Source organism: Candidatus Syntrophocurvum alkaliphilum (assembly GCF_009734445.1).
Classification (GTDB): Bacteria; Bacillota; Syntrophomonadia; order Syntrophomonadales; family Syntrophomonadaceae; genus Syntrophocurvum; species Syntrophocurvum alkaliphilum.
The window spans coordinates 1,017,997-1,040,010 of the sequence record NZ_CP046457.1; the positions used below are offsets into that span (position 1 = coordinate 1,017,997).

A 22,014-nucleotide genomic window follows, 5' to 3' on the forward strand; every position below is an offset into this window, starting at 1 on the left:
CCTCCTAATCCCCTAACACATCACCTGAATGTAATTTGAATCCTCTTAAGAATTCCTTACTAGAAATTCTTTTTTTCCCTTCTTTTTGCACCTCTATTACCTCAATAGTACCATCTTGACATTGTACTATAAAACCATTTTCTGTTATTTCTAATACCTCTCCTATCACCCCATTCTTATTTTTATTTTTTTCTAATGCTTTAAATACTTTTATTTTTGTACCTTTATAAGATGTATATGCACCTGGTGTGGGGCTTAACGCTCTAATTTTATTTATAATATCTAAAGCATTATTAGACCATTGTATTTTTTCTTCTTCTTTAGTAAGCATTTTGGCATATGTAGATTTTGATTCATCTTGCTTTCGACGAGGTAATGACCCACTAGCAAGGTTAGCAATAGTATCTATGAGAAGTTTTGCCCCTTGTTTTGCCATCACTTGTTCAAGTTCGCCATAGTCCATTGTTGGTTCTATAGTAACAGGTAGTTGCATTATTATATCACCTGTATCTAAACCTTCATCCATAAACATCGTAGTAATGCCAGTTGTTTTCTCACCTGCCATTATTGCTCTTTGTATTGGCGCTGCACCTCTATATTTAGGTAATAAAGAAGCATGCACATTTATACACCCTAATTTAGGATATTCAAGTAAGTCAATAGGTATTATTTGTCCATAAGCTACTACAACAATTAAATCTGGCTGATAGTTTTTAACACTTTCTATAGCTTCAACCTGTTTAATTCTCTCTGGTTGTAACACAGGTAAATTATATAATAAAGCTGTACTTTTTACTGGAGTTGGTTCTAATTTTTTTCCTCGACCCCTAGGGCGATCTGGCTGGGTTACAATAGCTACTATATCATGATCAGATTTAATTAGTTTTTCTAATGAAGGAACAGCAAAGTTTGATGTTCCCATAAAAACAATTTTCAACTGTAATCCCCCTAATATTATTGTTTTTCTCGCTTAATGTCCTGTGCTTTATCAATAAACAATATACCATCTAAATGATCTATCTCATGCTGAAGTACTCTAGCAAGCATTTCATCAGCTTCTATCTGCACTTCATTACCTTCTCTATTTAAACCTCTAACAACTACATTCTTTGCTCTTTTTACAACACCAGTTACTCCAGGTACACTTAAGCAACCTTCTACTCCATATTGTTCACCTTCTTGTTCAATAACTTCTGGATTTATTAATTCAATATAATTTTCACCAGGATCTATTACTATGATTCGTTTTGAAATTCCAATTTGGGGAGCTGCAACTCCAACACCATCAAAAGCATACATTGTATCACGCATATTATCTAAAAGTCTTATAACACCTGAATTTATATTTTTTACTGGTATGGATTTTGTTCTAAGTATTTCTTCAGGTAATTTGACTACTTTGTAAACTGCCAACAAAAGTCCTCCTTCACATAAATATTAATGGATTTATATCAATTTCTATTTTTTCATTGTCACTTGGTAAATCATATGATAAGTTCTTGACTATGCTATTTAAAAATGGTTCATTAGGACTCTTTATAATTATTTGATATCTGTATTTGTTTTTTAATTTATAGAGTGGACAAGGTGCAGGACCAAGTATTGTTATATTTTCCTCACTAGCATCAATAATTTCTTCTAAATAATTTTTTATATAATCAACTTTTTCCTTCACAATTTCAGAATTTAAACCTGTTACAACTATACGTAATATATTAGTAAATGGTGGATATTCCAAGAGATTCCTCATTTTTATTTCTTCTGTATAAAATTCAAAGTAATCTTGATTGGCAAATATTTCAATAATTTTGTTTGAAGTGTCAAAAGTTTGAATTATAACTTCACCAGAAACATTAGCTCTACCAGCTCTACCAGCAGCTTGTAAAATTAATTGCACACATCTCTCAGCGGCTCTAAAATCAGGTATGTTAAGCATAGTATCTGCATTTATTATACCCACAAGTGATACATTTGGAAAATCAAATCCCTTTGCTACCATCTGAGTACCAATTAATATATCAATTTGCTTTTTTTTCATATTGTTAATTATTTCTTCTTGTATACCTTTTCTTTTACTTATATCAATATCTAGTCTTTGAATACTTGCATTAGGAAAAAGTTTTAACGCCTCTTCCTCTATTTTTTGAGTACCTAAACCTGTATAGTTAATTTTTTGCAACCCACAATTACTACAAGTAATCCCTGGTGAAATTTGATAGTTACAATAATGACATATATATTTGTCGTCTTTAAGGTGATATGTAATGCTTACAGAGCAATTTGGACAATTTGTAACTTTTCCACAATTTGTACAAATGACATATGGGGAATAACCTCTGCGATTTAAAAACAATATAACCTGTTCACCTTTATATAAAACATGTTTAATTTTTTCTTCCAAATAATCACTAAAGATAGTGTACCCTTTTTCTCTAGATTTTTTAAGATCAACTACGCTAATTGTAGGTAAATTAGCTCCTTTAACTCGCTTATTTAGTGTTAAAAGTTTAGTATCACCTTTAATTGCTTTATAAAAAGTTTCTATAGACGGTGTAGCACTACCCAGAATTAAAATACTATTTGACATTTCTGCACGTTTACGAGCAACCTCACGAGCATGATACTTAGGAGTTTCTTCTTGTTTGTAACTCGTTTCCTGCTCTTCATCTACTATTATTAGTCCTAGTTTAGGTATTGGTGCAAAAATAGCTGAACGAGTACCCAAAACCAAGTCTACTTCACCATTTTTAATTCTTTGCCATTCATCATATCTTTCACCATCAGACATTTGACTATGTACTACAGCCATTTTAGCTATCCTTGTGCTAAAACTTTCAACTAAATGACGCGTTAAAGCTATTTCTGGTACTAATACAATAACTCCTAAACCATCATTAATTGCTTTTTGAGCAGACTGAATGTAAATTTCTGTTTTTCCACTACCAGTAATACCATATACCAAAAATTCTATAAAGGTTTTTTGGTTAATATATTTATTAATATGTTCTATAGCATTGGTTTGTTCAGTTGTTAATTTTATATTAGGATTTTTCACAGTGTTTTGCTGTTTAGTAAGGCGTATATATCCTTTTTGTAATAATGATTTAATACTATTTCTAGGAATTAGTTTTTCTAATTTTTCTTTTTTTATAGACTTGTTCTTATAAATAATTTCCATGGCTTCTGCCTGTCGATATGCTTTTTTTCTTAAAACATCTAGGTCTTCATAATCAAACTCACTTATTTCATATATATATCCTTGTCTTTGCCATTTAGTAGTTTTATAAGTAGTAGAAAAATTTATTAAGCCTCGAGATATAAGAGCATTTAATTGATATGTTGATAAGTGTTTTCTGGCATAATTTATTGATACTTCACCTTTAGATAATAATTCTTTTAAAAAAATTTGTACTGAAGTCTCAAATGTATTTAAATCTAATTCACTCTCACTTATTAAAGGAATTATAACATTATTACGCTTACTACTTAGAAGCTTAGGAATCATTGTATTAACAACCCTATAAAATGAACAGTTATACTTATCTGACATCCAATACGTAAGATTTAATAACTCAGGAGTAATTACTGGGTCAATATCTAATACTTTAATTATAGGTTTTATATTTTTAAATTCTAATGATTTACTTAATGACTTAAAAGTTTCTACTATTATTCCTTCAATTTTTTGGTTTCCAAATTCTACCAATGCCCTTTTTCCAGTTAAATTAACCTCATTTATTTTTTCTGGAATACTATATATATAGGGATGATCCAATCTATATGGTAATTTTAATAAGATTTTAGCATAAGTATCCATTGTTATCACCCCTTATCCACTTTATAAATCCCCAATGGACTAAAGGCGGGTTTTTGCCCGCCTTTAACTTATATAAATATGTATTTCTTATATATCTGTTATAATCCTGCTAATTCTTTTAATTTATTTGCTCTATCAGTATTTTCCCATGTAAAACCTTCATCTTCAATACGTCCAAAATGTCCATATGCAGCAGATCGTTTATAAATGGGTCTTCTAAGATTTAAATCTCTTATAATAGCAGCAGGTCTTAGATCAAATGCCTCTCTTATAATACGTTCTATTTTATCTTCTGATATAGTATTTGTTTCAAAAGTATCAACTCTTATTGATACAGGTTGTGCTACTCCTATAGCATATGCTAGCTGTATTTCACATTTTTGAGCTAAGTTAGCTGCTACCACGTTTTTGGCAACATATCGTGCTGCATAAGCTGCTGAGCGATCAACTTTTGTAGGATCCTTACCTGAAAATGCTCCTCCTCCATGTCTAGCCATTCCACCATAAGTATCAACTATAATTTTTCGCCCTGTTAATCCACAATCACCTTGGGGGCCACCAATAACAAATCTACCTGTTGGATTAATATAGTATCTTGTATTATCATCAAGCATTTCTTCAGGAATTATCGGCTTTACCACATGTTGTATGATATCAGCTTTTATTTTTTTTATATCAATATCAGGATGGTGTTGAGTTGAAACTACTATCGTATCAATTCTAATTGGTTTATGTTCATCATATTCAACTGTAACTTGAGTTTTACCATCAGGACGCAAATACGTTAATATCCCTTTTTTTCTAACTTCAGATAACCTTTTTGATAGTTTATTTGCGAGTAGGATAGGCATAGGCATAAGTTCATCAGTTTCATCTGTAGCATATCCAAACATCATCCCTTGATCTCCTGCACCTATAGCTTCTAACTGAATATCATTCATCTCACCTTTTCTTGCTTCATATGCTTTATTTACTCCCATAGCTATATCACTAGATTGTTCATCTATTGAAGTAAGAACTGCACAAGTTTCGAAATCGAAACCATATTTAGCACGTGTATAACCAATATCTTTTACAGTGTTACGAACTAATTTGGGTATATCCACATAACAATTTGTAGTAATTTCACCTGCTACTAGTACTAAGCCTGTAGAAACTATAGTTTCTGCTGCTACTCTAGCATAAGGATCTTGTTCTAGTATGTTATCTAAAATTGAGTCTGATATTTGGTCTGCCATTTTATCAGGATGTCCTTCTGTTACAGATTCAGATGTAAATAACCTTTTTTTCAACTTATTCAACTCCTCAAGTTACTACACTTATTTAATTAAAGGTTAATTCTTTTTATGTTTATAAAGATAATAGAATAGATTTTTCAATAAAAAATTAGTTTATATTAAATCTACAACTTTATCAATAATAGCATCAGCTACATCATCTTTGGTCATTTTTTCAAGTGGAACTATATCACCATCTCTTGTGATAAAAGTTACTATATTTGTGTCACTAGCAAAACCTGCACCTTCCATAGTAACATCATTAGCTACTATAAAATCAAGATTTTTGCTTTCAAGCTTTTTCTTTGCATTTTCCACTATATTTTCAGTTTCTGCTGCAAAACCTACTGTTACTTGATGATCTTTTTTCTTCTTCCCTATTTCTTTTAAGATATCAGGTGTACCAACTAATTGTAATGTTAGAACATCTGATTCATCTTCCATTTTTTTCATTTTTTGTCCAGCAACACCAGATATTTTAAAGTCTCCCACGGCCGCAGCCCCAATTATTACATCACATTCAGGTTGGAATTTTAACATTACCTCACACATTTCATCAGCACCCCATACACTCTGAAAGTTTACCCCTTCAGGAGGTTCTAATGGTGATTTGCCACTTACTAGTATAACATCAGCACCTCGATTATAAGCTGCTTGTGCAATTGAAAAACCCATCTTCCCTGTACCGCGATTTGCAATAAAACGTACTGGGTCAATATCTTCACAAGTTGTCCCAGCATTCACCATAACTTTCTTCCCTTTTAAATCTAATTTAGGTTTTAATATCTTTAAAATTTCATTGTAAATTTCATCTATTTCAGGAAGTCTACCCTTTCCAGAAACACCACATGCAAGGATGCCACTATCTGGTTCTTGTACTTTTACTCCAAACCCTTTGAGTTTTTCAATATTATTTTGGACTATAGGGTTTTCTAACATATTGGTATTCATCGATGGTACTATTAGTGTTGGCGCAGTATTAGCAAGAAACACTGTTGAAATTAAATCATCCGCAATTCCATTAGCCATTTTTCCAATCATATTAGCTGTTGCTGGAGCAACAACTAATAAATCAATTTCTTCAGCAACATCAATATGCTGAACTTTATATTCTTGAGATTCATTCCATAAGTCGTTTACAACTTCACGACCAGTTATAGTTTTAAATGTTAATGGAGAAACAAATTGCTCTGCACCCTTAGTCATCATTACAACTACCTCAAACCCATCTTTTTTTAACTTACTAGCTAAATCTACTATCTTATAGGCAGAGATACCTCCTGTTATTGCTAAACCAATAGTCTTCCCCATCTTTACTCCTCCTTTACAGGATCTACTAAAATTTTAATTCTTCCATCTAAAACATCATCAAGTGCATCTGTTACCATACTTGATAACCTATAGTCCTCTTTATCTTTCCTTTCTTCTGATAAAACTCTAGCTCTTTTAGCAACGGCAACTACCACCGCATACTTACTATCAGTAATTTCAATCAAATCCTTTGTGGATGGTGGGATCAATTTTATCACCTCTATGCAGTAAAATTATCTATTTTACACCTTTCTGCTACAATGATAGCTTTTGCTTTTTTGACTGCTTCATTTAAATTATCATTGATTACAACATAATTATAATATTTCATATGTTCCATTTCCTCTTTGCAGTTGGCTAATCTAATGCTTATACTTTCTTGACTATCCTGTCCTCTAGTACAAAGACGAGAAACTAATTCTTCTATACTTGGTGGAGAAATAAAAATATAAACACCTTGTGGGTATTTAGATTTAACTTGAAGAGCTCCTTGTATATCTATTTCTAATAAAACATCTTGTCCATTTTTTAATTTTTCCTTCACATTTTTCAATGGAGTTCCATATAGATTTTTATATACTTTTGCCCATTCAAGAAAATCATTATTATCAATCATTTTTTGAAATTTATTTTTTCCTATAAAATAATAATCTTTACCATCTATTTCGCCTTCTCTAGGTAATCTTGTTGTAGCTGATATAGATAAGTGAATATCTTTTGTTTCTTTTAAAAGAGCACTTTTTATTGTACCTTTACCTACCCCAGATGGTCCAGATATTACGAACAAAATACCCTTTCTGTTCATAGTGCCACCTTTCCGCTATCCATCTTCATTTATATTATCTTTAGAAGTTAAGCGATTAGCAACTGTCTCAGGTTGTACCGCAGAAAGAACAACATGTCCACTATCAACAATTATAACCGCTCTAGTCCTACGACCATAAGTAGCATCTATTAATATACCTTTTTCTCTTGCTTCTTGAATTATACGCTTTATTGGTGCACTTTCTGGACTAACTATAGAAACTATTCTATTAGCTGCAACAATATTTCCAAATCCTATGTTTACTAATTTTATATGCATATATCCCGGATTTTTCCGGCTCACCTCCTACCTATTCAATATTTTGTACTTGTTCCCTAATTTTTTCTAGTTCAGATTTAACTTCAACTACCACTTTACTCATTTCATAATCATTAGCTTTAGATGATATTGTATTTATTTCTCTAAACATTTCTTGTAAAAGAAAATCACACTTTCTACCAACCGCACCAGTGCTAAAAGTTAATTCATTAAATTGCTTTGCATGACTTTTAAGTCTTACTATTTCTTCATCAATATTTACTTTATCAGAATATAAAGCAATCTCTTGAATAATTCTGTTTTCATCAATTTCCTCTTGTGGAATTAATTCTTTAATTCGATTTATTATTCTTTCTTCATGTGTTTTAATCACATCTGGAGCTCTTTTTTCAAGTTGGTCAACAAGTTGTATAATCTGTTCGTTACGTTCTTTTATATCATACGCAAGATTTTTTCCTTCCTCAGTTCGCATTTCATTTAAGCTAACTAAAGCTTGCTCAAGAGCTTTTTGCATTACTTCCCAAACTAAATCTAGGTCTTCTTCTTTGTCTTGCAGACTATATACATCTGGCAAGCGATATATATCAATTATCTTCAATTCTGATGAAATATCTAGTGTTTTTGCTAGTTCTTCCAATGACTTATAATAAGCTAAAGCCAATTTTTTGTCAACAAGTATACTTCTAGCAGAATCATCTGTTTTTTCAATAGTAACATTTAATTCTATGCGGCCTCTATTTACATAACCTTTTACTTTTTCTTTAATTTTATCTTCTAAGATATTATATCTTCTTGACATTCTCAGATACATATCAAAGTATCTATGGTTAACACCTTTTAGTTCACAGCTTATTTGGTATCCCTGATCTATAATTTCACCCCGCCCAAATCCTGTCATGCTTCTAATCATATATTTCAACCTTTCTTTAAATAATTATTTTAAATAAAAAATTGGTTTTACTGCGAAAAGCTAAACTTAGGCTATGGAATCGACTGAGCAAACATGTTTATCACGCCGCTCATCGGTCTTTATCTTCATTTTTGCTTAGCACTTATTATCTAAAGTAAAATTTATTTATACTTAGCCGTGATCCATGCACCACGCCTTGCTACTTAAGCACTTAGATAAACATTTTTGCTCAGCCTCAAGTTCTTTGTAGTTATTTTTTGCAGCAGAATCAAAATTATATTTTTTATTTATTAAGTAGCAAATATACTCGTTTAAGTTAAAATTCTCTCTTAAAGTCTTATTTTAGCATATATATTTCTATTTATGAAAACTCTTTGAATTATATAAGTTAATAATCTAAATATAAATTGTAAACCAGATAAAATAATTATTATACCCCAATGCCACCAATCTAGCGGAACAGTTCTAAATATTTCTTGTAATGGTGTATAGTATATTACAGTTAAATGCATCATAACAGATAAAGACACTGCTATAACTAAAAACTTATTCTTAAAAAATCCTAGCTCAAAAGGCGAAAATTTTTCCGAACGACACTCAAATACATAGAATAACTGAGCAAAAACCAATGTTGTAAATGCCATAGTTCTTGCTAGATCTAAATTATCAATACCATGCATTTGAGAATAAGCCAAACCCACAGTAAAGGCTGTTAGAGTTATTATAGCAATAAATATTCCACGCAATAAAATGATCTTTCCTAATCCATTAGAAAAAATGCCTTCATCTTTAGACCGTGGTTTTCTTTTCATAACCCCAGGTTCTGCTGGTTCTAATCCTAATGCCATTGCTGGTAAACCATCAGTAACAAGATTTACCCACAAAATTTGTATAGGTAAAAGGGGAAGTGGCATAGCTAATAAGGCCGCTAAAAACATTACTAGTACTTCTCCTATGTTACATCCTAGTAAATATCTAATAAATTTTCTAATATTATCATATATTGATCTTCCTTCATGTACAGCAACTACAATAGTTGAAAAGTTATCATCAGCTAATACCATAGAGGAAGCTTCTTTAGTTACCTCTGTACCACTAATAGCCATGGCAACTCCAATGTCAGCTGATTTTACTGCTGGAGCATCATTTACACCATCACCAGTCATTGCTACAACCTGCCTACGTTCCTGTAAAACTTTAACAATACGGTTTTTGTGTTGTGGAGACACTCTAGCAAAAACTCTTGTTGACATAGCCTTTCTATAAAGAGCCTTGTCATTTAAATTATCTATGTCACCACCAGTAACAACTTCATCATTATCATTAGTTATCCCTATTTGTTTAGCTATTGCAAGTGCAGTAATGGGATGATCTCCTGTAATCATAATAGGAACTACGCCTGCATCTAAACATTGATTAACTGATTCATCAACATTTGGTCTAGGAGGATCAATCATCCCTGCTATACCAAGTAAAGTTAAATCAGATTCTAATTCATTATCACTAATTTTATGTATATCTTTAGAATCTATCTTTTTATAAGCAAATGCTAGAACTCTTAGCGCGTTTGATGCCCATTTTTCTTGCAAATCTAAAAAATATTTACTATTATTCTCATTAAGCTTAGTATCATTACCTTCTTTTACCACTTGTGAACAGGATGACATCAAAACATCTAATGCACCCTTTACCATTATGTAATAATGGTTGCCTTTTTTTACGATAACACTCATCTTTTTACGTTCTGAATCAAAAGGAATTTCTCTAATTTTTTCAAAGCGTTCCTCAAGACCACCTTTCATAGCCAAGACTAAAAGTGCCGCCTCAGTTGGGTCACCCTGGATTTCTATTTTTCTTTTTGAATCAGCTATAGCAGCATTGTTACAATTTAATGCTACCTCCAATATTTTATTAAATACAGGATCTTTTTTAGGATTGAACTTCCCTTCAGCTGAAAAAAAACTACCTGATTTATTATACCCTTCCCCTTCAATATCTAATGTTTTATCAAAGATTGCTAAACGTTTAACTGTCATTTGATTTTGAGTTAGAGTACCGGTTTTATCTGAACATATTACTGTGGTACAACCAAGTGTTTCAACAGCAGGCAATTTCCTTACTATTGCATTTCTTTTAGACATTCTCTGAACCCCAAGAGCTAGAACTACTGTCACAATAGCTGGTAATCCCTCAGGTATTGCAGCAACTGCAAGACTAACTCCCGCCATGAACATGGTTAAAGTATCTTCGCCTCTATATATGCCCATGGCTGTAACCATAGCACATACAACCAGACATATTATTATAAGGATTTTTCCTAATTGGTCTAAACGTTGCTGCAGAGGTGTTTGTGCTTCTTGAGATTCTTTTATTAAACTTGCTATCTCTCCCATTACAGTTTGCATACCAGTAGCAATAACTACACCTTGCCCATTACCCCTGGTTATTGAAGTGCCCATAAAAGCCATGTTTCTCTGATCGGCTATTGATACATCTTTTTCCAAATTTGCCTGTGCAGATTTTTCAACTGGTACTGATTCACCCGTTAAAGCAGATTCTTCTATTTCTAAACTATAACTTTGTATTAACCGTAAATCTGCTGGAATTTTATCACCAGCTTCCAAAAATACTATATCACCCGGCACTAAATCTTCAGCAGGGATTTTTACTCTTTTACCCGCTCTAAGTACATTTGCATATGGTGATGCTAGTTTTTTAATTTCATCTAGAGATTTTTCTGCCCTATATTCTTGAACAAAACCTAAAACAGCATTAATTATAACTATTGCCATTATAGTTATTGCATCAATCATAGCGCCGATTATGCCTGATATTACAGTAGCTGCTAATAACACTATAACCATAGTTTCAGTAAATTGATTTAAAAACATTAGCACTGGATTCTTTTTGGTTCCTTCTTCTAATACATTTCTATATTGCTCTTTACGTTTTTCTACTTCTTTACTACTTAAACCATAACCAGGTTCACTTTTTACCAATTTAAAAGTATCTGCAATAGATTTTTGCCACCATGATGTTTTATTCATTAATTTAGCCTCCACTAAACCTTTTTGACAATTCTTATTCAATGAAGGCACATAAAAGAACAAGGGACAGGCTAAAGCCTCTCCCTTATTAACTGTTAACTATTTCCTTTTTTATTTTAGGATCTTTCTTTTAACCAATTTGAAATTGTCGGATATACTTGTTTTTTCGCCACACCACCAAATACTAAGCCTCCATGTCCAATGGGATATTCTAGATAAGTTTTATCATCAGATGGAATGTAATCTATTGCAGCCTTAGTTTGATGAGGTAGTACTAAATGATCTTTTTCTCCACTTAAAATAAGTAATGAGCTATTTATATTATTCAAATCAACTCTATGACCTCTTAAAACAACTTCATTTTTTATTAATTTATTTTCTTGGTAAAAATCTTTAATCCATTGGCGATAAGCTTCCCCAGGGAAATTGGTATTATCATTTACCCATTTATTAAGTACTTTCCATGATTTAACCGGTAAATCCTCATCTATCATTTTCCATAAGCGAGTATAAGTACCCAAATAATTATTAACTGGATTTAATAATTTCACTCCATTATCTATAAATGTTCTAGGAATTAACTCGAATGTATCTGTTATTTTATCAGCATCAAAACCTTCACCATTTATCCAAACAGATGAAAGTCCTCCATCTTCAAAATCAATCGGTGCTGCTAGAAAAATTAAATTACTTATTTTTGGTGATGGGAATAATGAAGCATACATTGTTGATATTGTTCCGCCCATACAATATCCTAAAACTGATAATTCATCAGTATTTGAAAACTGACATACTTTTTTGACAGCTCGAGCAACATAGTCAAAAACAATATCTGCATAAGTCATATTCCTATCTTCCCAATAGAAATCTCCCCAATCAAGAAGATATACGTCAAAGCCCTGCTCAACTAAGTGCTCAACTAAACTCATCCCAGGAGTTAAGTCTAAAATGTATGCTTTGTTAATCAAGGCATACACCATAAGGATTGGCTTTTTATGTTTTACTCCATTTGGAGTTACATACCTGTATAATTTAGCTTTATTCTTTCTCCAAACTATGTCTTTGGGTGTCATACCTGTTTGCGGGTCAGGTTCAAAAGCTAACATTTCAGCCCATTGATGCGTACTTTCTAGCATTCGATCATAATTTGATTGCAATTTTTCTCCTACTTCAGATGCCGAACCACTTAAAAACATATTTTTTTTCATTTTATCTCCCTCCCATAATTAGTATCATTTTTAATCCGTTGTTTTTGTTCTGGGCGGGATAACTATTGCTTCTCCATCCAAAATCACTTCATCATTTTGATTTAAACAGGCTGTTTTAAGCTTTATTCTTCCTTTTCCAAGTTTTTCAATTATTTCAACTTGAGCCCTTATAGTATCATTCATAAAGCAAGGCTTTAGAAAATTTAAAGTTTGGCTTTGATATATCGTTCCTGCTCCTGGCAAATAATTTCCTATAACATTCGAGATAAAACCTGCTAGTAGCATTCCATGAACTATACGAGTCTTGAAATGACCTTTTTGGGCTCTCTTTTCATTAACATGAAGCCAACTTAAATCTCCTGTAATACCAGCATACATATATACATCAGTCTCAGTAATAGTTTTTTCTATAAAACTCTTATCTCCTACTTTCAGTTCATCATATGTGTTTTCTATCATTAAGCCTCACCTTCTTCCTTGCTAACACTTTCTTCCTTGATATTTTCAGATTGTTTTGTTTTTTTAGTTTTTGTACTTTGGCTTTGAGTTTCACCTGTATTCTCTTTAAATGTTTTTGTCAAGGTATTGAGCTTTTTATTCATATTATCAAGTTTAGTCTTCAAGCTATCAACATCAGATTTTACTGAATTAATTTCATTTTTTAAGCTATCTTGATAATCAACTAATTTAATTAAGTTATCAGTAAGTAAATTTATATTATTTGAAAATTGCATATCTATATCATCAATCTTTTCCTCAAGTGCAATTACTAATTCAGCAACTCTAGCTATATCTTTTTTTGAAGGAATAGGACTAGACTCAAAATACTTATCTAAATTCTGTCTGTTTACTTTTTCATATGATAAATATTGATTACGCATCTGTGTAAGCATCTCTAAAAAAGTTTGGGTTGCCATTGCTTGTTTAGCTGAATTTGCCCAAGCCTCTTCATTTTTGAAATACATTTCCTTCCACAGTTCTACCATATCGGGAATTTTCATGTATTCTTCATTTTTTTCTTCCTCAAAATTCTTTTTTTCATCTGCAGACACTGCCTACACTCCCTTCGGTATTCTCTGTATAAACTAATTATCTGCGGATTATGGCAACTAAACCATAACCGCAGATTGAAAGACTAATTTTTATTTCAATTTATCTACCTTCGCAGATAACTCATCTACTTTTTTATTCAAATCTTGTATGTTATTAGTTGTGGGTATGTTAGCATTTTCAAGCGCCTGTATTACGGCATCTTGGAATAGTTTTTGCATTTGCTGTTGATTTTTCTTAGTTTGACCCATTAATTCTTCTATAATTTTTGTGCTTTCTTCTCTTGCAATTTTTCTTTGTTCAACATACTTATTTAACATGCTTTCTAACTGATCTTGTGTCCATGATAAACTACCTAATGACACTAACCACATGTCCCACATTTTTTCTGCAGCACTATCTGAAACTGTAAATGATTTCTCAAAATTTTCTTTTAAACTCATTTAATCCCAACCTTTCTTTTTTCAAATATATCATAACCGCAACCGAATCGACTCCTAGCCTCACCTCCTTTAATACTTAATTATTTAAATATAAGTTAAATAATCTTTATAATACTATTTAACATAATTATAATATGAAAAATAAAAAAGCATCAAGGGCAACTAGGTAATATATGGTATTTTTTTAAGGTATTTACACCCCCCTTGTAAAACCACCTCTAATATATATTCAATTATTAATAAATATGTTCTTTATTTTATAAAAAGATTTGAAAAATAATTGTTGGGTTGTGACATAAAATTATGTCTTTTTTTTACATTTAATTTAAAATTATTGCATTATCTTTGTTAAATTAACACATAATTTTAAATTTCTATAATAAAAGATTTGATATTAGATATTTTTATTTAAAAATATTTTTGATGTGTAAAATTGTTAAGCGAAGGATATTAATGTGTATTATTCGGAAGATATAGAAGCTAAAGTTTCAGCATCGTTTTTAAGTAATTCATTAAAAAATATTTCTTCATCACTAGCAGAATATAATATACTTTTACCATAGTTATATTTTTTCCCAATTTCTATGTTATCATAGATGCCATAAGATTTTAAAATAAAATCTGTAACTCGATTTCCAAATAATATTATATATTGAGGTTGTAAAATCTCTATCTCTTCAATAATAAATGGCAAACAAGATATTATTTCTTCATCAGTTGGATGCACAGCAATACCATCACATCTCCTAGCAGTTAGCTTACAATTATTATCATTGTCCAATAAATAGCTTTGACCATATAAGTTACTATCACTAGCTCTAGTACATGCTTTAGGTTGGCATCTAACCATAAAACTATGGTAAATCTTATGTATACTTAACCCTTTTTTTATGTGATTCCTTAATTTTATAACATTATCTAAATCTTGATTAAAATTGTTTTCTGCTTCAAAAATAAGCATCATCTCAGGCTCAAGATCGCCTTTACCTAAAGATGATTTTCTTCTACATTTTAATAGTTTTTTGCATCGCATACAGTTATTTATTCTTTCTTCCATATCAATTATTAATTTTATCTTCTTTTCTCTAGAACTATTAGTCATACTCCCTCCTGTTAGTACGGAAATGTTAAAATGTCTTTATAATTTTCTATAATTCGACAGTCAAACATTTAAATCCTCCTGTTTTAATGTTAAATCCTTTTTTTCTTTTATACAGCTTTTTGTTTTAAAAACTAAATATAAACATGTTAGTTCAGACTGTTTTTTGTAGTACTTCTTGCAGCAAAATAATATGTAAGTAATAAAAATAGCGGAAAGTTCATTTTCCGCCTCTAAATAACTAGAATATATAGCATATAAATCTGTGTAACCAAAAATATTGTCCTGATAAAACATAATAAAACCGCACATGGCGGTTTTATTTTTTCATTTTATAAAGATAGCTACGTGTGTTATCGTTTATACCCCAAGTTGCATCTGATAGTTTAGCACAAACATAACTTCGTAAATTATCATCTACTTCTGGGTCTAATCTATCAAGAAGAATATAAAATGCTCTTAATACATCTACCATATTTGTGAAAATCCTATCTACTGGGGCGTTTTTTAGAATTTCATCTTTTTTTCCATAATAAAATATCATTCGCCTTATAATCCATAAAATTTCACTATTTGTCCAAACTTTTTTATTTATTATTTCATCTAGTAATTTTTCAGGTCCTATTTCATTTTCTTTTTGTTCTAGTTCTTTCCAATCTTGACTTTCGTAAACTGTAGAAATAAGGGGGACAATTTTTTCTTCCATTAGTTAATCCTCCATTCTTATTATTCTTTAGCTCCTATAAATAAATTTGCATAATAATTCTCACTTAATGACGAATATATAACACCACCACTTCTAGAGAACTTGAATGTATAAATATATTATCTCCTACATAAATACCTACATGATTAATTACTTATGAATTATTTCTAAAAAGCAATAGTTTTTATACTATAACTATTCTAGAAGATAGAATTTTGTCCTTTTTATTTATATTTTTTTATTTTTTGTATTATTATATCTGTTGATTCCACTGCAAAAAGCTAAACTTAGAGTATGGAATCGGCTGAGCAAACATGTTTATCACGCCACTCATCGGTCTTTACCTCGATTTTAGCTTAGCACTTATTATCTAAAATGATTTTTTATTTATACTTAGCTGTGATCTATGCACCACGCCTTGCTATTCGGACTTAGATAAACATGTTTGCTCAGCCTTAAGCTTGTTGTAGTTACTTTTTGCAGCAGAATCATCTGTTTATTTGTAAATATTATTTTTCTAGCTCTTTAACTAATGCTTCCTTTATGTTCATATAGTTTTTTTACTAAATCATAACTAACTCCTATACATCCTAGTCTACCTCTAGATTCATCGCCACTAGTTCCATGAAAGTCCGAACCACCAGTAACATAAAGTTTTTTTTCACTACTAAAGCTTAAAAATCTATTTATTTGACTATCCGAATGCTCTGGATAGTATGCTTCAATACCTTCTACTCCCATATCAACAACTTCGTTTATTAGTCTTTGATCTTTGATTAATCCTGGATGGGCTAAAACACTAATACCTCCAGCTTGTTTAATGAGATTTATAGCCTCATTAGGTGTAAATTTATATCTAGGAACATATGCCGCTCTTCCTTTACTTATATATTTATCAAAAGCTTCTTTTAATGAAAAAACGTAACCTTTGGCCATCAATGCTTGTGCAACATGTGGTCTTCCTATTAAATCACCTTGAGCTAATTGTTTAACGTAATCAAAAGTAATCTGAAAACCCATGCTTCGTAATTTATTTATCATTTTTTGAGCTCTTTCATAACGACATTCTCGAACCTCTTGTAATCTATTTTTTAAAGCCTGATTTTTATAGTCTATAAAATAACCTAAAATGTGAACCTCGATATCATTTAATTCTGTATTCAATTCAATACCAGGTATAAACTTTAACTTAGATCCAGTAGATGAGTTATAGTTTAATGCTGGTTCTAATCCATCAATTGTATCATGATCGGTGATGGCAATTCCAAAAAGCCCAAATTCTATAGAATATTTAATTATTTGCTCTGGTGAAAACATTCCATCAGAAGCAGTAGTATGAATATGCAAATCATAATACATAATAATTTTCTCCTGTCCTGTTAAAAATCTATATTATTTGTTTTATAACTCTAAGTGCATTTCCCCTAATTATGTTTTGTATTTCTTGTAATGAAAACCCTCGTTTTTGAAGAAGTTCTGGAATCAAACTATATTGCTCAACATTATTAATTACCATTTTATCAGCACCATCAAAATCAGATCCTAATGCTATATAGTCAGGTCCTATTAATTCCGATATATAAACAATATGATCAATCATATCGTTTATTGTGGGATTACTTTCTTTAATAAAAAATTTTACTTGATTTACACCAATAACTCCACCATTATCAGCTAATGCTTTTAATTGATGATCTTTTAGGTTACGTGGAAGGTTACATAAAGAAGCAGCATTTGCATGTGTAACCATAACTGGTTTGTTGTATAATTCAAGTGCTTGATAAAAGGAAGGTTCTGATATATGAGCTAAATCTAATATAATCCCAAGCTCCTCAAGAGTTCTTATTATAATTTTTCCAAAAGAGCTAATACCTGCTGCTCCTATTCCTTCCCCTACTCCATCTGCAAGTAAATTTCTGTTATTCCATGTTAAACCTAAACTTCTTAACCCTAATCGGTATAAAATTCTTAAAATTTCTATATCATTCTGTATGACTTCAGCACCTTCAAGATGAAGAATACAGCTTAATTTATTATTTTTATTAGCTATAATAATATCTTCATATTTTAATACATGATAAATATGTTGTTTATTTAAATCAATTTCATAATAAAATTTATCAACCTGCTTAAATATATCTCTTAAAATAGATTCTTGATTAGTTGGGTTGCTAAATAAGGCAAAAAATTGCAAATAAATATTTGCTCTTTTGGCTCTTTCTAAGTCAAAATGTAAGTTGTTTTTGTATAAACTTAAACCCTGATTATATATTTCTGATATTGTGTCACAATGTAAGTCAACTATATGCATAGTTGTCCTCCTTTTGAAATAAAAAACCTGCTATAATTAGCAGGTTTTATAACGTATAGCGTATTGAGTAATTTAAATTAAAATTATTATCTTGGTTCTACAATTAATTTTATTGCGGTTCTTTCTTCTCCATCAATCATTATATCTGTAAATGCAGGTATGCATATTAAATCCATACCACTTGGAGCAACAAATCCCCTTGCAATGGCAATTGCTTTAATAGCTTGATTAATTGCACCAGCACCAATTGCTTGAATTTCTGCAGCTCCCTTCTCTCTTAAAACACCTGCAAGTGCACCTGCAACAGAATTTGGACTGGACTTAGCTGAAACCTTTAATACTTCCATCAAATAAACCCTCCTCATTGTTAATTTAAATCTTAGATAGGTTGCTCTCATATAGAAGTATATTCTAAAACTTATAAGTAATTCCTGCTTTAAACTAAGTATTTGGTTAAATATTCTAATTTTAGTTAATAAGTGATATTCTTTCTATAGTTTTTATTTTATTTAAGTTTTCATCATAGTCCATTATTACGCCTTGTAGTTGAACTTTGCCTTTAGTTTCAACTTCAAATCTAATTGGCCTTTGTGTAACAAACTTTTGTATTATTATATCCTTTTTCATTCCTAATATAGAATCAACTGCTCCTGTCATTCCTAAATCAGTTATGTATGCAGTTCCTTTAGGCAAAATAGTCTCATCAGCAGTTTGAATATGAGTGTGTGTACCCAATATTGCATTAATTTTACCATCGAAATAATGTGCAATAGCTAATTTTTCTGAAGTTGCTTCAGCATGGAAGTCTAAGATAATTAGATCAGCTTTTTTTTCTATATCTTCTAATATTTCTTCAACTGCTTTAAAAGGACAATCTAAATCATTCATAAATACTCTACCGGAAGCATTTATAATAGCTATTCTTGTGTTAAAACCACCAATGTAAGTATGATAACCTTGACCAGGGCAGTCTCCAGGATAATTTATTGGCCGTATTAATCTATGCTCATCATCAATAAAGTTATATATATCTTTGTTATCCCAAACATGGTTACCCATAGTTAAAACATCTATTCCAGCACCTAGTATTTCATGCATTACATCTTTGGTTAGTCCTCTACCTCCAGCAGCATTTTCAGCATTAGCAATAGTAAACATTATATTATATTCTTTTTGTATCTTATTTAGTAGTTCTTTAATTGCTAATCTACCTGGTTTACCTACTATATCCCCTATAAATAATATATTCAATTTTTATAACCCCCACTATTTGTTAAAAACAAATACCCTTCCTTCCTCTCGATAAGCAAAAAAATTATTTGAAGGTGTATTTGTCTTGTTTATTTTTTTCAATAAGCTCTTTTTAATTTCTTTTTTATAATATTCTAATGAAAGCATATTTTCTTCTTCTCTTATTATTAGAGAATTAAATGATTCTTTTAACATTGTAGTAAAAAGATGCAGTTCTTCTTCAGTAAGTGTTTCTGCATCTCTATAAAAAGAAATTAAGGTAATACCAGGTAAATCTTCAAAAGTTAGTTTGCTTATTTGGGGATTACTATTTCTTAGTTTATGTAAACAATCTAAGCATTTATTTATATTTGTTATAAATTCTTGTTTACCCTCTTCCTCTAAAACACCCTCTAAAGCAAGTTCTAACTTAATAATATTGTTATCTGCCTCATATTTTATTGAACTAAACTCAGAAAATTGCACAGAAATAGATATGAACATATCTAAACCATTAGTATTTGTCATTTACAATCCTTCCCCTTTTTAATACATCTTAAACTTTCTTCGTCTTGTACCTAGCTAATTCCTTCTATTATACACTGTTAAAATATTGTAATTTTAAAAAGGCACAGAGTACTAGTCTGTGCCTTGGTTTTAATTATTATTTTAATTTACTTTGCATATTCTACTGATCTTGTTTCTCTAATAACCACAACTTTAATTTGTCCTGGATAATCAAGTTCCTGTTCTATTTCAGCTGCTATATCCTTAGAAAGAACAATAGATTGTAAATCATCAATACTATCCGGTTTAACTATTATTCTCACTTCTCTACCTGCTTGAATTGCAAAGGACTTTTCTACCCCATCAAAGGAATCTGCTAATCCTTCTAATTTTTCAAGTCGTTTAATATAAGTTTCAAGAGTTTCTCTTCTAGCACCTGGTCGTGATGCTGAAATAGCATCAGCAGCTTGAACTAATACAGCCTCTATGCTTTCAGGTTCAATATCACCATGATGTGCTGCTATAGCATGTATTACACCTTGGCCTTCACGATGTTTCTTAGCTAAATCTACACCAATTTCTACATGTGGGCCAACAACCTCATGATCTACAGATTTACCAATATCATGTAACAAACCAGCTCTTTTAGCAAGTTGTATATCAACTTCAAGTTCCGCAGCCATAATACCTGTAAGATGAGCTACTTCAACAGAATGCTTAAGAACATTTTGACCATAGCTCGTCCTATATTTTAGCCTTCCAAGTAATCTTATTAACTCAGGATGCAATCCATGAACTCCCACTTCAAATGCTGCTTGCTCTCCAACATCCCGTATCTCTTGTTCGATTTCTTTTTGCGCTTTTTCTACCATTTCTTCTATTCTAGCAGGATGGATTCGACCATCAGATACCAAATATTCCAATGCAACTCGTGAAATTTCACGACGTATAGGATCAAATGAAGATAATATTACAGCCTCTGGAGTGTCATCAATGATTAAGTCCACTCCGGTTAAGGTTTCAAAAGTGCGTATATTCCTACCTTCACGCCCAATTATTCTACCTTTCATTTCATCATTAGGTAATGCAACTACTGAAACTGTAGTTTCAGAAACAACATCTGCTGCACATTTTTGTATTGCTAAAGATACAATATTTTTAGCTCTTCTGTCTCCTTCTTCTTTAGCCTCTGCTTCAATGTTCTTTATCATTAACGCAGTTTCCTGTCTTATTTGTTGCTCTACATTTTCAAGAAGTAATTCTTTGGCTTCTTCAAAGCTTAATCCTGAAAGACGTTCGAGCTCTTTAAGTTGTTGCGTAAGGACCATTTGTAAATCATTTTGAGTTTTTTCTATTTCTTTTTCTTTCTCATTTAAACTGTTTTCCTTACGTTCTATATTTTCTGATTTTTTATCAAGAGTTTCTTCCTTTTGGATTATTCTACGTTCTATTCTATCTAATTCTCGCCGCCGTTCTCTTAAATCTTTTTCAGATTCTTGTCTATTACGATGAATTTCATCTTTTGCTTCTAGCAGTAGCTCTTTTTTCTTAGCTTCAGCTTCTTTTGCAGCTTCATCTAAAATTCTTTCAGATTCTTCTTCTGCAGCTCCAATACGACTTTCCGCAATAAATCTTCTACCATAATAGCCAGCAACCAATCCGACAGCAAGAGATAGTGTTATTACTAAAAAACTAACTAATGTCGTTATTATGTTCACCTCCTTTAATTTTATGTGTTTTTAATTTCATTAGATTTTAAACACTTATTTAAAAATAAAAAAACCGAGTTTCCTCGGTTTGAAAGAAGTATATCACCAAAATTTGTATTAATAATACTTATAATAACTTATCAATAATAAATATTATAATATTATTCTATTCTCAACCTAAACAGACACTATTATTATACAAGTAATATTGTTTACCACTTTTTATTTTATTTATAAATATATGTTTAATATAAATTTAAATATCTATAATCAACAAGTAGTCTATCTATATGGTTAAGTTTTTA

At 30.9% G+C, this 22,014-nt stretch carries 22 protein-coding genes; all 22 read right to left on the reverse strand.

From position 1 onward, the window contains the following. Window positions 1–4 precede the first annotated feature (4 nt). The gene (gene fmt, locus SYNTR_RS04995; RefSeq protein ID WP_156203496.1) at window positions 5–937 is read right to left on the reverse strand and encodes a methionyl-tRNA formyltransferase; all 933 of its coding nucleotides are present in this window, start codon (window positions 935–937) and stop codon (window positions 5–7) included. Between the two features lie 17 nt (window positions 938–954). Beyond that, window positions 955–1,413 carry a peptide deformylase gene (gene def / locus SYNTR_RS05000; protein ID WP_156203497.1) on the reverse strand — a complete coding sequence of 153 codons (459 nt, stop codon included), beginning with the start codon at window positions 1,411–1,413 and terminating at the stop codon, window positions 955–957. 13 nt (window positions 1,414–1,426) lie between these two features. Next, window positions 1,427–3,817 (reverse strand): replication restart helicase PriA, encoded by a 2,391-nt coding sequence (gene priA, locus SYNTR_RS05005; RefSeq protein ID WP_156203498.1) that lies wholly within the window; start codon window positions 3,815–3,817, stop codon window positions 1,427–1,429. Between the two features lie 98 nt (window positions 3,818–3,915). Then, on the reverse strand, window positions 3,916–5,109 hold the full coding sequence (gene metK / locus SYNTR_RS05010) for a methionine adenosyltransferase (RefSeq protein ID WP_243140239.1): 1,194 nt from the start codon (window positions 5,107–5,109) through the stop codon (window positions 3,916–3,918). 99 nt (window positions 5,110–5,208) lie between these two features. Next, a complete protein-coding gene (gene coaBC / locus SYNTR_RS05015; protein WP_156203500.1) occupies window positions 5,209–6,405 on the reverse strand; it encodes a bifunctional phosphopantothenoylcysteine decarboxylase/phosphopantothenate--cysteine ligase CoaBC in 1,197 nt (398 codons plus the stop codon). A gap of 2 nt (window positions 6,406–6,407) precedes the next feature. After that, complete coding sequence (locus tag SYNTR_RS05020; RefSeq protein WP_243140240.1) at window positions 6,408–6,590, reverse strand: DNA-directed RNA polymerase subunit omega; 183 nt, start codon at window positions 6,588–6,590, stop codon at window positions 6,408–6,410. A 35-nt stretch (window positions 6,591–6,625) separates the two neighbouring features. Further along, window positions 6,626–7,210 carry a guanylate kinase gene (gene gmk / locus SYNTR_RS05025; protein ID WP_156203501.1) on the reverse strand — a complete coding sequence of 195 codons (585 nt, stop codon included), beginning with the start codon at window positions 7,208–7,210 and terminating at the stop codon, window positions 6,626–6,628. A gap of 15 nt (window positions 7,211–7,225) precedes the next feature. Then, entirely contained in the window at window positions 7,226–7,489 is a 264-nt protein-coding gene (gene remA, locus SYNTR_RS05030) for an extracellular matrix/biofilm regulator RemA (RefSeq protein WP_156203502.1), read from the reverse strand. A gap of 31 nt (window positions 7,490–7,520) precedes the next feature. Then, window positions 7,521–8,399, reverse strand: a complete 879-nt coding sequence (locus SYNTR_RS05035) for a YicC/YloC family endoribonuclease (RefSeq protein WP_156203503.1) — start codon at window positions 8,397–8,399, stop codon at window positions 7,521–7,523. A 329-nt stretch (window positions 8,400–8,728) separates the two neighbouring features. Continuing rightward, window positions 8,729–11,446 carry a calcium-translocating P-type ATPase, SERCA-type gene (locus SYNTR_RS05040; protein ID WP_156203504.1) on the reverse strand — a complete coding sequence of 906 codons (2,718 nt, stop codon included), beginning with the start codon at window positions 11,444–11,446 and terminating at the stop codon, window positions 8,729–8,731. Window positions 11,447–11,562: 116 nt separating this feature from the next. Next, the gene (gene phaC / locus SYNTR_RS05045; RefSeq protein WP_156203505.1) at window positions 11,563–12,654 is read right to left on the reverse strand and encodes a class III poly(R)-hydroxyalkanoic acid synthase subunit PhaC; all 1,092 of its coding nucleotides are present in this window, start codon (window positions 12,652–12,654) and stop codon (window positions 11,563–11,565) included. Between the two features lie 30 nt (window positions 12,655–12,684). Next, window positions 12,685–13,113, reverse strand: a complete 429-nt coding sequence (locus SYNTR_RS05050; protein WP_156203506.1) for a MaoC family dehydratase — start codon at window positions 13,111–13,113, stop codon at window positions 12,685–12,687. Then, complete coding sequence (locus tag SYNTR_RS05055; protein WP_156203507.1) at window positions 13,113–13,706, reverse strand: hypothetical protein; 594 nt, start codon at window positions 13,704–13,706, stop codon at window positions 13,113–13,115. The genes SYNTR_RS05050 and SYNTR_RS05055 overlap by 1 nt, the downstream gene beginning before the upstream one ends. A 90-nt stretch (window positions 13,707–13,796) precedes the next feature. Beyond that, window positions 13,797–14,147, reverse strand: coding sequence for a phasin family protein (locus SYNTR_RS05060; protein ID WP_156203508.1), 351 nt, complete (start codon window positions 14,145–14,147; stop codon window positions 13,797–13,799). Window positions 14,148–14,607: 460 nt separating this feature from the next. Further along, a complete protein-coding gene (locus SYNTR_RS05065; protein WP_156203509.1) occupies window positions 14,608–15,249 on the reverse strand; it encodes a uracil-DNA glycosylase family protein in 642 nt (213 codons plus the stop codon). A 316-nt stretch (window positions 15,250–15,565) separates the two neighbouring features. After that, window positions 15,566–15,952 carry a hypothetical protein gene (locus SYNTR_RS05070; protein ID WP_156203510.1) on the reverse strand — a complete coding sequence of 129 codons (387 nt, stop codon included), beginning with the start codon at window positions 15,950–15,952 and terminating at the stop codon, window positions 15,566–15,568. Window positions 15,953–16,477: 525 nt separating this feature from the next. Further along, on the reverse strand, window positions 16,478–17,311 hold the full coding sequence (locus SYNTR_RS05080; RefSeq protein ID WP_156203511.1) for a PHP domain-containing protein: 834 nt from the start codon (window positions 17,309–17,311) through the stop codon (window positions 16,478–16,480). A gap of 28 nt (window positions 17,312–17,339) precedes the next feature. Then, the gene (locus SYNTR_RS05085) at window positions 17,340–18,263 is read right to left on the reverse strand and encodes a dipeptidase (protein WP_156203512.1); all 924 of its coding nucleotides are present in this window, start codon (window positions 18,261–18,263) and stop codon (window positions 17,340–17,342) included. 86 nt (window positions 18,264–18,349) lie between these two features. Continuing rightward, entirely contained in the window at window positions 18,350–18,610 is a 261-nt protein-coding gene (locus SYNTR_RS05090; RefSeq protein ID WP_156203513.1) for a stage V sporulation protein S, read from the reverse strand. A 121-nt stretch (window positions 18,611–18,731) separates the two neighbouring features. After that, window positions 18,732–19,514, reverse strand: coding sequence for a TIGR00282 family metallophosphoesterase (locus SYNTR_RS05095; RefSeq protein WP_156203514.1), 783 nt, complete (start codon window positions 19,512–19,514; stop codon window positions 18,732–18,734). A 15-nt stretch (window positions 19,515–19,529) separates the two neighbouring features. Continuing rightward, window positions 19,530–20,021 (reverse strand): hypothetical protein, encoded by a 492-nt coding sequence (locus tag SYNTR_RS05100; RefSeq protein WP_156203515.1) that lies wholly within the window; start codon window positions 20,019–20,021, stop codon window positions 19,530–19,532. 146 nt (window positions 20,022–20,167) lie between these two features. Then, window positions 20,168–21,709 carry a ribonuclease Y gene (gene rny / locus SYNTR_RS05105; RefSeq protein ID WP_156204700.1) on the reverse strand — a complete coding sequence of 514 codons (1,542 nt, stop codon included), beginning with the start codon at window positions 21,707–21,709 and terminating at the stop codon, window positions 20,168–20,170. Window positions 21,710–22,014 lie beyond the last annotated feature (305 nt).